The sequence below is a fragment of the Polaribacter vadi genome, from assembly GCF_018861005.1.
GTDB lineage: Bacteria > Bacteroidota > Bacteroidia > Flavobacteriales > Flavobacteriaceae > Polaribacter > Polaribacter vadi_A.
Map to the genome: position 1 here is coordinate 90,695 of NZ_JAHKQL010000009.1, position 15,364 is coordinate 106,058.

The 15,364-nt window shown below is 29.0% G+C and carries 13 protein-coding genes; 4 read left to right on the forward strand and 9 right to left on the reverse strand.

Going from position 1 to position 15,364, the window contains the following annotated elements; translation table 11 throughout:
• Entirely contained in the window at nt 1-492 is a 492-nt protein-coding gene (locus tag KO506_RS06700) for a hypothetical protein (RefSeq protein ID WP_215994127.1), read from the forward strand.
• A gap of 81 nt (nt 493-573) precedes the next feature.
• Here the strand turns inward: KO506_RS06700 and KO506_RS06705 are convergent, their stop codons facing one another.
• Nucleotides 574-2,964: a TonB-dependent receptor gene (locus KO506_RS06705; protein ID WP_215994128.1), complete on the reverse strand. Its 2,391-nt coding sequence runs from the start codon at nt 2,962-2,964 to the stop codon at nt 574-576.
• A gap of 512 nt (nt 2,965-3,476) precedes the next feature.
• Between KO506_RS06705 and KO506_RS06710 the strand changes: the two genes are divergently transcribed.
• On the forward strand, nt 3,477-4,646 hold the full coding sequence (locus KO506_RS06710) for a BamA/TamA family outer membrane protein (protein ID WP_215994129.1): 1,170 nt from the start codon (nt 3,477-3,479) through the stop codon (nt 4,644-4,646).
• Between the two features lie 4 nt (nt 4,647-4,650).
• Here the strand turns inward: KO506_RS06710 and arfB are convergent, their stop codons facing one another.
• The 5 genes from arfB to KO506_RS06735 form a co-directional block, all read right to left on the reverse strand.
• Nucleotides 4,651-5,064: an alternative ribosome rescue aminoacyl-tRNA hydrolase ArfB gene (arfB, locus tag KO506_RS06715; protein WP_215994130.1), complete on the reverse strand. Its 414-nt coding sequence runs from the start codon at nt 5,062-5,064 to the stop codon at nt 4,651-4,653.
• The gene (locus KO506_RS06720; RefSeq protein ID WP_215994131.1) at nt 5,057-5,968 is read right to left on the reverse strand and encodes a phosphatase PAP2 family protein; all 912 of its coding nucleotides are present in this window, start codon (nt 5,966-5,968) and stop codon (nt 5,057-5,059) included. Before KO506_RS06720 ends, arfB begins: the two co-directional genes overlap by 8 nt.
• A 45-nt stretch (nt 5,969-6,013) precedes the next feature.
• A complete protein-coding gene (locus tag KO506_RS06725) occupies nt 6,014-6,616 on the reverse strand; it encodes an AAA family ATPase (protein WP_215994132.1) in 603 nt (200 codons plus the stop codon).
• Nucleotides 6,586-7,209 (reverse strand): nicotinamide riboside transporter PnuC, encoded by a 624-nt coding sequence (gene pnuC / locus KO506_RS06730; RefSeq protein WP_215994133.1) that lies wholly within the window; start codon nt 7,207-7,209, stop codon nt 6,586-6,588. The genes KO506_RS06725 and pnuC overlap by 31 nt, the downstream gene beginning before the upstream one ends.
• 94 nt (nt 7,210-7,303) lie before the next feature.
• Nucleotides 7,304-7,930: a 4'-phosphopantetheinyl transferase family protein gene (locus KO506_RS06735; protein ID WP_215994134.1), complete on the reverse strand. Its 627-nt coding sequence runs from the start codon at nt 7,928-7,930 to the stop codon at nt 7,304-7,306.
• A 62-nt stretch (nt 7,931-7,992) separates the two neighbouring features.
• Between KO506_RS06735 and ahcY the strand changes: the two genes are divergently transcribed.
• Complete coding sequence (gene ahcY / locus KO506_RS06740) at nt 7,993-9,306, forward strand: adenosylhomocysteinase (protein WP_215994135.1); 1,314 nt, start codon at nt 7,993-7,995, stop codon at nt 9,304-9,306.
• Between the two features lie 343 nt (nt 9,307-9,649).
• Here ahcY and KO506_RS06745 read toward each other — a convergent pair whose 3' ends face one another.
• Nucleotides 9,650-11,308, reverse strand: a complete 1,659-nt coding sequence (locus KO506_RS06745) for a hypothetical protein (RefSeq protein WP_215994136.1) — start codon at nt 11,306-11,308, stop codon at nt 9,650-9,652.
• Nucleotides 11,309-11,341: 33 nt separating this feature from the next.
• On the opposite strand from KO506_RS06745, the gene KO506_RS06750 reads away from it, so the two are divergent.
• A complete protein-coding gene (locus KO506_RS06750) occupies nt 11,342-12,772 on the forward strand; it encodes an SLC13 family permease (protein ID WP_215994137.1) in 1,431 nt (476 codons plus the stop codon).
• Nucleotides 12,773-12,851: 79 nt separating this feature from the next.
• Here KO506_RS06750 and KO506_RS06755 read toward each other — a convergent pair whose 3' ends face one another.
• A complete protein-coding gene (locus tag KO506_RS06755) occupies nt 12,852-13,994 on the reverse strand; it encodes a permease (RefSeq protein ID WP_215994138.1) in 1,143 nt (380 codons plus the stop codon).
• A gap of 3 nt (nt 13,995-13,997) precedes the next feature.
• The gene (locus KO506_RS06760) at nt 13,998-15,188 is read right to left on the reverse strand and encodes a pyridoxal phosphate-dependent aminotransferase (RefSeq protein WP_215994139.1); all 1,191 of its coding nucleotides are present in this window, start codon (nt 15,186-15,188) and stop codon (nt 13,998-14,000) included.
• Nucleotides 15,189-15,364: the final 176 nt, after the last annotated feature.

The window sequence follows — 15,364 nt, forward strand, 5'->3', positions numbered from 1 at the left end:
ATGAAATCTAAACATAAAATTAAAATATTATTAGCAGCTATATTACTTATTAGTTCTTGTAATTTTAAAAATGAAGAAAAAACGGATTTAAAAAGTAATTCTGATGTTGTTTACATAGAATTAGATAATGGTGATACTGAAATTATCAGAAAAAATTACGAAGATGGCTTTGTTTTTGAGAATTGGAACGCATATAATATGGCAAATGCTCAGTTATTAAGTATGGAAAATGATGAGTTTAAAATATCTAAAAATAGAATTATTTATTTAAAAAAGTTTGTAAATAATCTCTCAGAAACTATACCAAGTTGGTTGCAAACCAATGAAGTGCAAGAAGAAATAAATGATGTAGAAAAAGAATTCACTGTTTTAATTGATGAGTTAAACGAATCTACTCAACAAATAAGAGCCAACTGTAAAGAGTTAAATAAAGAATTTAAAGATTTAAGACAAGATATTAATGAAAGAGTAGAAGATTATACAAATAGCTAATTTTTTTTAACTGAAAAAGAAAATTAAAAAGCCGTTTCAAAATTTTTTGAAACGGCTTTTATATTTTTAAAATTTTTTTACCTAAAAACGAAGAGTAGCCCCAATTAAAAAGTTTCTAGTAGCTTGCGGAAAGTAACCTGCATAATCAACTGTAGTTGTAACACCAGCAACAGACCAATCATCATCGTAAATACCATAATAACCTCTATCTACATATTCCGTGTCAAAAATATTATTTACTAAAGCTGTTAACGTAATTGATTTAAAGATTTTATTCGGTTTTATTTGATAAACAATGTTTAAATCGCTTGTAAAAAATGAGTCTAAAACATCATTTTCAGAAATAGCACTACTAAAGTTGCTCATAAACTGTTTGCCTACAAATTTTGATAAAAATGAGATTTGTAAATTTTCTGTAGGATTATAGTTCAACATATTACCAACAACAACATCAGGCGAAAATGAAATGTCTGTATTACCTAATGCAGTAGGATTTTCGTTTCCATCTCTAGTAACAAAGAAATCTCTGTTTTTATTAGAACTAAAAGCAGCATTTGGTTTTATAGAAAATTTATTAGAGATTTTAATATCTGCATCAATTTCTAAACCTAATCTGTAACTACTACCAGAAGTAGCTCTAATAGGCGCTCCAACATCATCTAAAGCACCAGTTAAAACTAACTGATTTTTATAATCCATGTAGTAGATATTAGTGTTTAGTTTAATGGTTGGTTTGTTTAAACGCCATCCAAATTCTAAATCGTTTAACCTTTCAGGAGTTGTAACATCACCTTCAAAATCGTTTCTATTTGGCTCTCTGTTTGCCACAGCAAAAGAAGTATATAGTTTATTACTATTGTTAATTTTATAGGTTAATCCGAATTTAGGATTAAAAAAACTAAAACTAGCATCTACATCTATAGGATCTCTATCAGAAGTTAAACCTGCAGTTTCGTAATTTACAAATCTACCTTGTAAATCTGCATAACCAGCAAGGTTTTCGCTAATATCAAAAGTAGCTTTTGTAAATACAGAAAAATCTGTTTTTTTAGCATCAGAAAAATAATAACGATCTCTGATATTTGCATTTTCAGATAATTCTTTTGCCCAAATAACTTCACCAAAATGATCTCCAGTATAATTAGAATACGAAATTCCTGAAATTAAATTTAAGTGATCAGTTTTATAATTTGTATTAAAATTTACAACATAAAAATCATTTTCTAGCCAACGTCTTCTAATTACATCTGTAATTGGTACAACTTCACCCCAATCATTAATATAAGAATCTGTAGCAACAACAATACCATCATATAAATCTATTTCATCTGTATCGTCTTCAAACTGCTCAAAAAAACCAGATCCTTTTGTATAATTTAATCCTAAGTTTGTAGACCAATTGTCGTTTAATTTTTCATTCCAATGCAATTGATAATGATTTTGACCATAATCATCTACTTCATTATCATAAGTGTACGGATTTTGTCTTCTGTCTGCAGCTAATTCATCCGCAGTTAAACCATACCAAGCTTGGTAGGTTTTTTCTTTTCCGCCAAAAGTAATCGCTTTAATTAATGTATTTTCATCTGTATAACTACCTTGTAAATAGTAAGATTTTAAATCTGAAGTAGCTCTATCAATATAACCATCAGAAGAAATATTAGATAAACGTCCTGCAATTTCTATATGATCGTTAATTTTTCCAGTACTAAATTTTACAGTATGTTTTCTGGTGTTGTAAGAACCAAAAGAATTAGAGATTTCTCCAAAAGCTTCATCAGAAACTGCATCTGTTAAAATATTTAAACTTGCACCAAAAGCTCCAGAACCATTGGTTGATGTACCTACACCTCTTTGCAGTTGTAAGTTTTGAGTTGATGAAGCAAAATCACCCAAATTAACCCAAAAAGTTCCATGACTTTCTGCATCATTATAAGGAATTCCGTTTACAGTTACATTAATTCTTTCTCCATTAGAACCACGAACGCTCATATAAGTATAACCCACACCTGCACCAGCATCTGAAGAAGAAACCACAGAAGGCATATAGTTTAATAGAATAGGTATGTCTTGCCCTAAATTACGTTTTGTAATTTCTTTTTTTGATAAATTAGAGAAGGTTACTGGCACATCTGTATTTGCACGAACTGCAGATACTAAAACTTCTTCCAAAACAGTTTCATCTTGTTTTAAAATGATGTCATAAGCTTCATTTTGGTTGATGATAATTTTATCAGAAATCGTTTTGTAGCCTAAAAAAGAAACTTCTAAAGTGTAAGTCCCTTTTGCTAATTTTAAACTAAAATTACCATCAAAATCTGTTGATGTTCCTAGTTTCTTTTCTTTAACTAAAATAGATGCTCCAGCTAAAGGTTTTTTGTTTTCGTCGTAAACAGTTCCTTTTACAGTAAACGATTGGGCGTTTGCAATAATATTTGCAAACAAGAATAAAAAAAAGGTAATTTTTTTCATTTTAAAAAATTTAAAACGAATAAAAAGAGGTAATTATTCTTGTGTTTAATATTGAATAATTAGTTATTTAAGTCGTTGCAATTTTTTGCTGTAATCTATTTTTTTTAGACTACTACAGTAATTTTATAAATTGCCTTGCAAAGACGTTAAAAATATAATCCCTAAACAGCATTACCTGTTCTAGGTTCATTGGGTATGATCTCAGCTTGAGCTGAATTTATTTCAAAATCTATCAAATTTGGAACTTAATTCAGTTTTAGCACCCCTTTATGAGAACGCTGCAAAATTAAGTGCTAAAAGTTTCTTATGAAATATAAAATTGATTTTTTTTCAAAGTATATTTCTTTAAAAAAAAAACAAAAATTAAATTAGCTTTCATTTCGCATATGGTGTATTATATACTGCAATAGAGCACATTCTTGCTATAAGAAAACAATAAATTTGTAACTCAATATAAAAGTGTTCTTTTGTTTTTTTAAGAAAAAACACTTTTTTCTAATACATATCAACTAATGAGAATATCACAGAAAATAGGGTTATTAATTTGTATTCTAACTCTAAGTTTACCTTTAAATGCACAAGAAAAAGAAAGCGGATTAGATAAGTTTGTAGAATACTTTACTTTTTATCCAAACAAAGATAAAGTTGCAAAAGATTCTACTTTGTATTTATCAAAAATTATTACAGCTCCTATTTTAAGTTACTCACCAGAAACGAGTTTAGGTTTTGGAGTTGGTGCAAAATATTTATTTAAGTTTAAAGGAAGTGGAGAAGAAACAAGAACTTCTAATATGCCAGTTTCTTTGTTATATACGCTTAAAAATCAGTTTTTTGTATATTCTGGATTCGAGATTTTTACAAATCAGGAAAAATGGGTAATATCAGGTAATATAATTTTTCAAAATTACCCAAGATTGTATTATGGAATTGGTCAAAATTCACCAGAAACAAACGAAGAAAATTACGATAATTATCAATTTTTATTCGAACCTATTTTATTAAAACAGGCATTTACACGTTATCTGTTTTTAGGTGGTGGTGTGCGTTATAATAAAATTTATAAAACTAAAATAGAACCCAATAAATTATTAGCTACTAATCAGCCTTCAGGTTTTGATGGTTCTACTTCTGTCGGTTTTGAGTTAGCAGCTTTGTATGATAGTAGAGATAATATTTTAAATGCCTCTAAAGGTTGGTATTTAGAATTAACCAGAGGTTTTTATGGAACGGCTTTAGGAGGTACTCATCAATTTGAGTTAACAAGATTCGATTTAAGACATTATTTAAAAGTGTCTCAAAAAAATGATGATGTTTTGGCTTTTCAAGCTATTGGACATTTTGCAAATGGAGATACACCTTTGTCTGAATTGGCGCTTTTTGGTAACGAAGAAATTATGCGTGGTTATATTGAAGGTAGGTATATTGAAGAAAATTTATTAGCAGCACAAGTTGAGTATAGAAAAACGTTTAAAGATAGCAGATTTGGAATGGTTGCTTTTTTAGGAGCAGGAGACGTGTTTAACAAATCTAAAGATTTAAGTTTAAATGATATAAAATTGAATTATGGAGTAGGTTTGCGTTTTATGTTAGATAAAAAAGAAAAATTAAATATCAGGTTCGATTACGGAATGGGTAGCGAAACTGATGGAAACTTTTATGTAAATATTGCAGAAGCTTATTAGAGTTTTAATCGAGTCTTGGTTTTTTACGCAAGGCTTTTTTAAGCGATTTTCGTTTATTTTTCTCAACATTTTTTAAAATTGAAGATCTACTAGGTTTAGTAGGTCTTCTTTTTTTGGGTTTCACCAAGTTGGTTTTTATCAATTGTAAAAAACGTTTTATAGCTAATTCTTTATTTTTATGTTGCGATCGTGTTTCTTCGCAAAAAAGAATCAAGAGGTTTTCTTTGGTAAGTTTAGATGCTAATTTGGTTTTTAGAAGTGTTTTTTCATCTTCGGATAAAGAGAGTGAGTTTTCTAAATCGAAAGTCAATTCTATTTTAGATGATGTTTTATTTACATGTTGCCCACCAGCTCCAGAACTTCTGATGGCTTTGAAGTTTAATTCGTTTATTAATTGATGTTGTTTAAGATCATTCAATATTAGCAATAATTTTTATACCTGTAAATTCTGATGAAAACTGAGGAATGTAATTAAAAGAAATGCTTCTTTGTTTTTGAGGTAAAATTCCACGCGCTTTCCAGCTACTTTTTACAATAGACCTTCCTATAAGCGTTCCTATAATTCCACCAGCAACCATATCACTAACCCAATGTTCGTGACTTTTTATATCAGATAAAAAAGTAATAGCCATTATACTATAAGGAATCCAATAATTATCAAATTCCATTTGAATTACTTTAGCTAAAGCAAAATAACCAGTTGCATGCATAGAAGGTAAACTAGTTCCTTTTGCACTACCATATAAATAACCATCTCTGCTATTAAAAAAATCCCAATTATTATTGGTAAATGGTTCTGAAATTACACCATCAATTGGTCTGTTGGGTCTATTTCTACCTAAAATTGTTTTTAAAGACAATTGTGTTATAATTGTAGAATAAGCAATTGCTTTAAGTGAGTTTGCAGCAGCAAATTGCCCTCTTTCACTATTGGTAATTAAAGAACCCAAATATACCCCAATAATTGGATAGGTTAAGTAAGAGTTTTCTCCATTAATCCAAACGTTTTTAGAGCTTCTTAAAAATTTAGGAGTAATATTGGGTAAGCTATAATCTATATTTGGTTCTATATTATTATGATAAAACTTAGTAGTAATTTTATCAGTAGCAATTAATCCTAAAATACCTGCTGTATAATAACCTGTTTTTTTCCAATCGTTAGAAAATTCTTTTCCTAAAAAAACAAAATCACTTGGTATTGTGTTAAAGCTTGTTTTAAATACATAACCAGCAGTTTGCAAGTGATTTCTATCAGATGTTTGATTTTGAGAAATTACAGAAATTGAAAAGAAAAATAAGAAACAGGTTACTAAGAATTTCATTTTTTGATTTTTTATAGGATTCTTTTTCAGGATTTAAAAGTACAATTATTCAGTCATTAAATCAGAAAATGAATGTAAGTTTTCTTTTTTGTAGATAATTTTGTCAATAACATCAGTAGCTTTTTTAAGACGACTTTCTTTATTTCCTTTTAATAAAATGTAGTTACAATTATGATCTTTTAATGCTTTTTCGAATGCGTTAAACATTTCTAAACGTTGTTCTGGTCTATCTCTTAAATCATCTTCTTCCCAAGGTGTGTCTATGTAAGTTAAGAGATACAAATCATATTGATTTATTGTAGCTGCTTCATCAAGTTTTTCATCAACAAAACCACCATAAAACTCTTGAGAATACACTTTGGTTTCTAGCAAATCTGTATCGCAAATTAAAATTTTATCTGCTTTTTTTGCTAGTTTGTTTTCAAGTTTCATTTGTCCAATAGCTATGGGTAGTAAGTCATCAGCCTCGCAAATTTTACGTTCATTATTCCACTTGTTTTGTAAATATTCTCTTGCAAATTCAGGTGCCCATACAGTGTTGTAATAACGTGCTAATTGTTTGGATAGCGTTGTTTTTCCTGTTGATTCAGGGCCGAATAAAACAACTTTTACAACGTTTATTGGTTTTTGTCTAAGCTTTTCTTCCATGCTAAATAACCTTGTATTGCAAGTATTGTGAAAATTAAATATTGCAAAGATAACATTCCTAAACCTCTGTATGCGTAAAGTGGTACAGTTATTAAATCAGCAAAAATCCAAAGCGTCCAGTTTTCTATTTTTTTGGTTGCCATAAACCACATTGCAGTAAAGAAAATACCTGATGTAAAAATATCTATATAATTTTCAGTTTTTATTTCGTAATCAAAATTTACATAGACAGCATAAGTAACTATCATCGTTAAAATAACTAAAACAAGACCTATTATTTTTTCTTTAGATGTAGTTCTAGTTATAGGTACTATAACTTTATCATTTTTAGTTCTAGACCAGTTCCACCAACCATAAATACTCATTACAGAATAATAGAAATTCATCATCATATCTCCAAAATACTCAGCTTTGTAAAGCAAGTAAACAGAAATTACAGTGGCAACTAAACCTGTAGGATACACTAAAATGTTTTCTTTTTTAGCAAACCAAACACTGGCAATACCAAATAAAAAAACAAGGGCTTCTAAAACTATAGAAAATGTAGGTGTATTTTTATAAGCATTTAAAAAGAAATCAAAAATTTCTGACATTATGTTTTTGGGTTTTTGTAAATCAAAAGTAAGAAGTTATTTTTTGCATTTACCAATCTTTGGAAATTTGTGGCTCAAAACTTTACAACTTATTTTAATACGCAAACACACAAGTAAAGCCATCAAACTCTAAAAATTTTACAGTATAAGCATAGGTTTCTCCATTAAAACGGATTTCACCAGTGGTTTTTTCGTCAGCAAATTTAAAATCAGCAACATAAATATCACGTAAAAAAAGTAGTTTTTTCTTTCCGTAAATTTTGTACAAACTTTCTTTGGCACCCCAAACAATGGTTAGTTTACTAATTAATGCATCAGCATTTGCAATGGTTTTATACTCTTCAATTGGTGTAAATTTATGAGCTATTTTTAAAATTTTATCACGTTGTTTTTCAATATCAATTCCAACTTCTGTTTGTGTAGAATAAATAATAGCTGTAAAATTAAAAGAGTGTGTAATCGAAATAAAACGTCCTTTATCTAAATGTGGTTTTCCAAATTCATCATAAATTAAATCAGCATCAGTTAAATTAATTTCTTTTAACAAATGCCTTATAGATAAAAATCCTTTTTGATGTAAATCTGATTTCATCAAATTAAATCTAGCAAGATTCTTTTCGGTTAAAGAAATTCCAGCTTTTAATTCATCAATAGATTCTTCGATTTTCCAGATAAAAACTTTCGTTTCTGGGCTGATAGTTAATGTTTTGTAAAGAGCCATATATTTTAAATTCTATGTCGTAACTTTGCAGTCGCAAAAAACAGACAATAAATATACATAATATGAGCACAAAAACAGCTTACGTACCATTTAAAGTTAAAGATATTTCTTTAGCAGATTGGGGTAGAAAAGAAATTGAATTGGCAGAAGCAGAAATGCCAGGATTAATGAGTTTAAGAGAAGAGTATGGAGATTCTCAACCTTTAAAGGGAGCTAGAATTGCAGGTTGTTTGCACATGACAATTCAAACCGCTGTTTTAATTGAAACTTTACAAGCTTTAGGAGCAGAAGTTACTTGGAGTTCTTGTAATATTTTCTCTACTCAAGACCAAGCTGCTGCTGCAATTGCTGCAACAGGAACACCTGTGTATGCTTGGAAAGGAATGAACGAAGTAGAATTTGATTGGTGTATAGAGCAAACCTTATTTTTTGGTGAAGACAAAAAGCCATTAAATATGATTTTAGATGATGGTGGAGATTTAACTAATATGGTTTTAGATAAATATCCAGAATTAGCTGCAGGAATCAATGGTTTATCAGAAGAAACAACGACAGGAGTTCACAGACTTTACGAAAGAGTAAAAAACGGAACGTTACCAATGCCAGCAATCAATATTAATGATTCTGTAACAAAATCTAAATTCGATAATAAATATGGTTGTAAAGAATCTGCAGTAGATGCAATTCGTAGAGCAACAGATATTATGTTAGCAGGTAAAAGAGTTGTAGTTTGTGGTTATGGAGATGTTGGTAAAGGTACAGCTGCTTCTTTTAAAGGTGCAGGTTCTATTGTAACTGTTACAGAAATCGACCCAATTTGTGCTTTACAAGCAGCTATGGACGGTTTTGAGGTAAAACGTTTAGAAACTGTAATGGGTAATGCAGACATTATTATTACAACAACAGGAAATAAAGATATTGTAACTGGTAAACATTTTTCTGCTTTAAAAGACAAAACAATTGTTTGTAATATAGGTCATTTTGATAACGAATTAGATATTGCTTGGTTAAACGAAAATCATGGTGATTCTAAAGTAGAAATTAAGCCTCAAGTAGATAAATATACAATTGATGGTAATGATATTATTATTTTAGCAGAAGGACGTTTGGTAAATTTAGGATGTGCAACTGGTCATCCAAGTTTTGTAATGTCTAACTCATTTACAAACCAAACTTTGGCTCAAATGGAACTTTGGAATAATGCAGATGCTTACGGAAACGAAGTGTATATGTTACCAAAACATTTAGATGAAAAAGTAGCAAAATTACACCTAGAAAAAATAGGAGTAGAGCTAACAGAATTACGTAATGACCAAGCAGAATATATTGGTGTTACTGTAGAGGGGCCATATAAACCTGAGCATTATCGTTACTAAACTTTAGCTTTTAGTCGTTGGTAATTAGTGACTAATTCAATGAAATCTGTCATTCCCAACTTGATTGGGAATCCAAATAACTGCAAAAATCCTTTTAATAGAACTGAATGTATTTCAGTTTCATTGAAAGGGTTTTCTTTTTTCAAGTCAACTAGAAACGATTGTTGCAATCTCTTACATCGAAATCACGTTAATTATTTATCAACATACTTAATTAATTATATAATATCAAGAGTTAATTGTTAGAGAAAATTTAATGACAATAATCAAAGAAGTGCATCAGTAATATTAGTAATTCTGATATAGAAGTTGACAAGTTGAAAATTGAAGTATAATAGTTAATTTATAATCTACATTTTCTATTTAACATATCATTTCTAGATGGGTTATACCCATTGTTAGTTGCCCAAGCAAAACCATTCTCTAAACTAACAACTGAGAATAAATTATTTAAACCACAAAAATCCGTAAGATTACTATTAAAATTTATTGATATTTTACCGTAGCTGAACTTATAATTTTCTAGAGGATTTAAATCAAGTAGTTTAGGATTTGTACTTATTATTATATCATGCCTAACATTATAATTTTCATTAAAATTGACATTTTGAATTCCAGTTAAATAGACGAGGTTGTCATTTCGAGCAATTGATATGTTATTTAATTTAGTAAGTGATTCTAGCCCTTCTAGCGAAGTAATATTTTCATTATCAGTAATACTAACTGAACCAGCTTCTTCTAAACTATCAAAACCAATTAAATTTATAGGGTTGTTTTCTACTATAACAAAATCGGATACAGTTTTTAAATTATGTAAGCCTCTGTAATTTTCTAATAAAGTAAGTCCAATTATGTATAAAGAACTTAATGTTTTTATATTCTCTAACCCCTTGAGTTGTCTTAGTTTTTCGTTATTTTCAATCTTAAGAAATCTAACATTAGATAAACTTTTTAGTTCTAATGTCTTAAGGTTTGGATTCAAGTTTATATGAACATTAAATTTTACAGTTTCAAGGTTTTGAAGCCCCTCAACACTTTCTAAAGAATTATTAGAAGTTACAAAAACATCATATAAAGATTTTATTTTAATAAACCCATCTAGGTTTTTCAATAAAGGGTTATTAGTTATGGTTAAAATTAAATTTTCGTTGGTAGTTGTTAACTTTTGTAAACTGTTTATATTGTCGAGTTTAGTTTTATTAATTATTAACCTATCACCTTGAATTCGAATTAAATCAGATAATTTAGATATGTCTGTAATATCATTATCACTAACATTATTAGGGAAATTTCCAATTATTAAATCACCAGTAATTACGTTATAGCATCGTTTAGCGAATTCATTAACTTCATCTTGTGATTGCAAATGCACATCACCATCAAAAATTTTCTCTTCAGTAGTAAAAGAAAAAGTCTTAGTTAATGTTTTTTCATCAGGATTTATAGCGATAATTTTTCCATTATAATTGGTTAACCCCTTTAGTTCACCAAAAGTGAAATTGAGATGATTTGTTTTTTCAGCAACTAAAGAATCATTTAAAAAAACATTGTAAAGGATTTCTCTATTAATTGTATCTGTTGATTTTGTCCAATTAACACCAGAATAAATAGGATTTTTAGAATTTATTGAGATATTAAAATCAGACGGATAAGGAAAAGTAAAGGTTCTTAATGAAAAAACAGCTTTTGTCTGATTTCCTAATGAATCATTAGCAACAACTTCTCCTGAATAAAATGAATTCTCATTTAGGTTAGTGATTGTGTAGTTTCTACTGTAATAAATAGAGTCTTTTATCAATCTATTTTCAAGAAGAATATTATAATAAACTTTATCATTTTCTGGATCTATTGACTCAGTCCATTTAATTCTAGCTGTAGAAAAGTTTAAATTTTCTGTTTCAACTTCAAAACTAGTGGGAGATTCATTAAATATATTTTCATTTTCACAACTTAGAACAACAGAAAATATAGTTATATATAGAAGTACTTTTAAATTTTTCACAATTAAAATTTATTTTTGTTCAAAATTACAAAAATGCAACCCACCAAAAAAATAGGATTACTTCTAGGACCATTATTATTTTTCATCATTCACTTTTTACCAATAACCTTGGTGTCCCAAAAAGGAGATGCAGTTATTGGAGTAGCTGTTTGGATGGTTGTTTGGTGGATTACAGAAACCGTAAATATTGCAGTTACAGCTTTATTGCCACTAATCCTTTTTCCGCTTTTAAAAGTCATGCCAATTGCAGATGTTGGCGCAAATTATGGAAGTCCAATTATCTTTTTATTCTTTGGTGGTTTTATTTTGGCTTTGGCTTTAGAAAAAGTAAACTTGCATAGAAGAATTGCTTTAACTATTGTAAAATTAACAGGCACAACTCCAGAAAAAGTAGTGTTGGGTTTTATGTTAGCAACTGCTTTTATGAGCATGTGGATTAGCAATACAGCAAGTACAGTAGTTATGTTACCAATAGCAATATCAGTAATAAAATTGTTAATAGATGATAAAGATGGTTTTACAAAAGGCGATAAAAACTTTGCACTAAGTATTATGTTAGGCATCGCTTTTGCTGCAAATGCAGGTGGAATAGCAACAGTTATTGGTACACCTCCAAACTCGGTTTTAATTGGGTTGTTAGAGAATCAATATAACATTCAAATCTCATTTTTAACCTGGATGAGTTTTGGTTTGCCTTTTTCTGTCTTAATGATAACTGCAGTTTATTTTGTTCTTGTAAAATGGATGTTTCCTTGTAAAGGAATTGTGTTTACATCATCAGCAAACTTAATTCATCACGAATTAGAGAAACTAGGCAAAATTTCATCCGAAGAAAAAAGAGTGTTGGTCATTTTTGCAATCACCGTTTTTTTATGGATTTCAAGAACCTTAATTAATAGTGTTTTTCCTGGTTTAAAGTTGTCTGATACAATTATTAGTTTAATTGGTGCAGTTGCTTTATTTGCAATTCCTTTAAGTTTTAAAAAAGACAATTTTATATTAGAATGGAAAGATACTAGCAAATTGGCTTGGGGAATTTTACTGCTTTTTGGTGGTGGTTTGGCATTAGCAAAAGGAATGGCTTCTAGTGGTTTAGTTGCTCTAATTACAGATACAATTGCTTCTGGCGAGTTTAATGTTTTATTTACTGTTTCTTTGTTGATTGTTTTAATGCTTTTTATGACGGAATTAATGAGTAATGTGGCTTTGGTAGCTGTTTTAGCACCCATTGTTGCTGGTATTGCAATTGGGTTAAATATTCCTATTTTAAATTTGTTAATTCCTGTAACTATGGCAAGTAGTTGTGCCTTTATGTTGCCAATGGCAACTCCACCAAATGCAATTGTTTTTGCAAGTGGTTATGTAAAAGTAAATCAAATGGTTAGGGCAGGAGTAATTTTAAATGTTATTGCAGTTTGCTTATTGATTTTATATTATCAATTTGTAATTCCTCTTTTCTTTTGATAATTCTAAGTTGATGTATCATTAAAATCATAAATCTGAGCCTGTTTAAAATTTAAACAAGCACAGATTAATGAAAAGATTATTTATCAGCTAAAAACTCAACTGAGTTTTTTTTTGATGTATTTACATCATTTTTAGAAATAGAAAAATTAGATTTTACTTTTATGATTATCGGATAAAATAATCCGATTGCAGATAAACATCCGCCTAAAAGTAAGATATTATTAATGTTAGTAAACGTATTGCCAGCTGTTAAAATTCCTAAAATAAGAATTACAGAAATGGGTAAAGAGAGTGCTAAAATTGATAAAGCAAAATTAGTATCGAATGTTTTTTCTGGTGTGTTTTCTTTTTCCTCTTTATTATTTACTGCAGAAATATGAGCAAAAGGCCAAAAACTAGCAGAACTTAAAGAAAAAGCAATCATTACCAAAATGTCTTTTTGTATTGTAATATCTGCAAAGAAAATGATGCCAGCAATTAAAAATAGTGTAAAACCTGCTCTTAAAAGTAATAAAGAAAACAATTGAAAAAATTGTTGCTTTTTAAATTTTACAGCCAAACCTATAAAAAGAAGTACTAAAGGCGTCATAATATAACTTAATCTAGTTAATGTACTTGATAAAAAGTTCGGAATTTTATCTAAAGTAATGCCAAAGGAAACTAGTATTAATGCTACTATTATAAATAAATTTACAGGTTCGTATAGCAATGTTTTTGCTAGAGATTTTAGTTTTGTTTTAAGCGAATTAGCTTCAAAATCTGCATTTTTATAGTGCCATTTTAAGGCTACTAAATATAGCAGAAATAGTACAAAAAATTTGTTTCCTAAATCAGCCATTGCAGCTTTTGCTAAAGACCCATCACCTAAAAACTCTAAAATAAATGGAAAACAAGACAAACCTGGTGCTAAAGATGATATTAATAACCTTGCACTTCTTCCTTTATCAGAATTCATTTTAATGCCAATTAGCGAGAGTAAAATAGGCGTAATTGCAAATAGAATAATGTTTAACCCTAATGCCAATACAGGAAAAAGGATTAGGTTACCATCAATTTTTACTTTTAAAAGTGCAATAAAAATGGTTGCAGGTAAAGCTATGGTTAGAATTAAACTTTTAATTCCGTTTGTTTCATTACCAACAGAAATCTTCTTTTTTAAAAGAACACCTATAAAGATAAAAAGTAAAAATGAAATGGATTTTTCTAAAGCTCCATCCATAAATTAGGCAAAAATTTCTGTGATTGCTTTGGTAAAGGTTTTCATTTCATCCATAGTACCAATACTAACTCTACACCAATCTTTGTCCCAAAATTTAAAAGCTCTTACAGCAACATTTTTACCATAAATTTCTTTTAAGAATTTTTTACCTGTCATTGGTATTTCAAAAATAATAAAGTTGGTTTCAGATGGTAAATAAGAATAATTATTTTCTTTTAAATAAGACATTGTGTAATCTCTTGCATCTGCAATTTTAGTTTTACACATATCTAAAAAATCGGTATTTTCTAAACTAGTAGTTGCTGCAGCTATTGATGGACCAGTTATACCCATTCCACCTCTAGTAATTTCAGAAATAATATCTAAAGTTTCTTTTTTACCAATTGCATAGCCAATTCTTAAACCAGCCATTCCATGAATTTTAGAAAAAGTTCTGGCAACAATTACGTTTTTGCCTTCTGCAACTAAAGAATTCATAGAATCTTTAATTCCATTTTTAGACAATTCAATATATGCTTCATCTACAAATACAGGCACTTTTTCAGAAACTCTGCTACAAAATTCTTTTAATTTTTTTGCGTCTGTAATAGAACCAGTTGGGTTATTTGGGTTACAGATATATACTAGTTTGGTGTCTTCATCAATACCAGCTTCCATTGCATCTAAATCGTGCTGAGCATCATCTAGTAACTTATAAGATTTCCATTTACCACCTACAGATTTAGCAACTACAATTAAAGACATGTAACTTGGGTCTGCACTAACTACATTACCTCCATTTTGAAACAAAACCATAGCCACTTTTTCTAATAAATCAGAAGAGCCAGGTCCCATTAAAATTTGATTTTGGTCAATACCTTCGTTTTTAGCAATTTTAGCTTTTAAATTGGTTAATGTTTTCCAAGAATATCGATTTCCGTTAAAAACTTCTTTTTGAAAAGCTTCTGCAGATTTTGGTGGTGGCCCATAAGGATTTTCGTTAGCTCTTAAAATAGTTAATGAAGCCTCTTCTTTAATGATAGGAGGGGTAAACTCATTAAAATAATTGTTAGAATTGTATAAGAAAGTTCGGTTTTCTTTTTGAGCAGTTAATACATTGCTACTCCAAATTTCGTGCGGTACAAGAGCTAAAGCGCCTAAAGTTAAAGTTCCTTTTTTTAACCAATCGCGTCTGCTAAAGTTTGTTGTTTTCATTAGTTGATGTTTTAAGAATTTACTGGTCTACAATTTATGAAAATCATATTTTTTTAAAGTATAGATATTTTAATATAAATCATAAATATTTAATTTTTATTGAATAATTTCTTGTTATTTTAAATATTTACTATTAATAATTTTTTAATTAATTAATATTTGTAAGTATACTGTAA

Coding starts and splice junctions, on each gene's coding strand:
- KO506_RS06720 (WP_215994131.1), bottom strand. CDS start 5,968: ATGAAATTCTTAGTAACCTGTTTCTTATTTTTCTTTTCAATTTCTGTA.
- KO506_RS06735 (WP_215994134.1), bottom strand. CDS start 7,930: ATGGCTCTTTACAAAACATTAACTATCAGCCCAGAAACGAAAGTTTTT.
- KO506_RS06700 (WP_215994127.1), top strand. CDS start 1: ATGAAATCTAAACATAAAATTAAAATATTATTAGCAGCTATATTACTT.
- ahcY (WP_215994135.1), top strand. CDS start 7,993: ATGAGCACAAAAACAGCTTACGTACCATTTAAAGTTAAAGATATTTCT.
- KO506_RS06710 (WP_215994129.1), top strand. CDS start 3,477: ATGAGAATATCACAGAAAATAGGGTTATTAATTTGTATTCTAACTCTA.
- KO506_RS06705 (WP_215994128.1), bottom strand. CDS start 2,964: ATGAAAAAAATTACCTTTTTTTTATTCTTGTTTGCAAATATTATTGCA.
- KO506_RS06755 (WP_215994138.1), bottom strand. CDS start 13,994: ATGGATGGAGCTTTAGAAAAATCCATTTCATTTTTACTTTTTATCTTT.
- KO506_RS06750 (WP_215994137.1), top strand. CDS start 11,342: ATGCAACCCACCAAAAAAATAGGATTACTTCTAGGACCATTATTATTT.
- KO506_RS06725 (WP_215994132.1), bottom strand. CDS start 6,616: ATGGAAGAAAAGCTTAGACAAAAACCAATAAACGTTGTAAAAGTTGTT.
- KO506_RS06760 (WP_215994139.1), bottom strand. CDS start 15,188: ATGAAAACAACAAACTTTAGCAGACGCGATTGGTTAAAAAAAGGAACT.
- pnuC (WP_215994133.1), bottom strand. CDS start 7,209: ATGTCAGAAATTTTTGATTTCTTTTTAAATGCTTATAAAAATACACCT.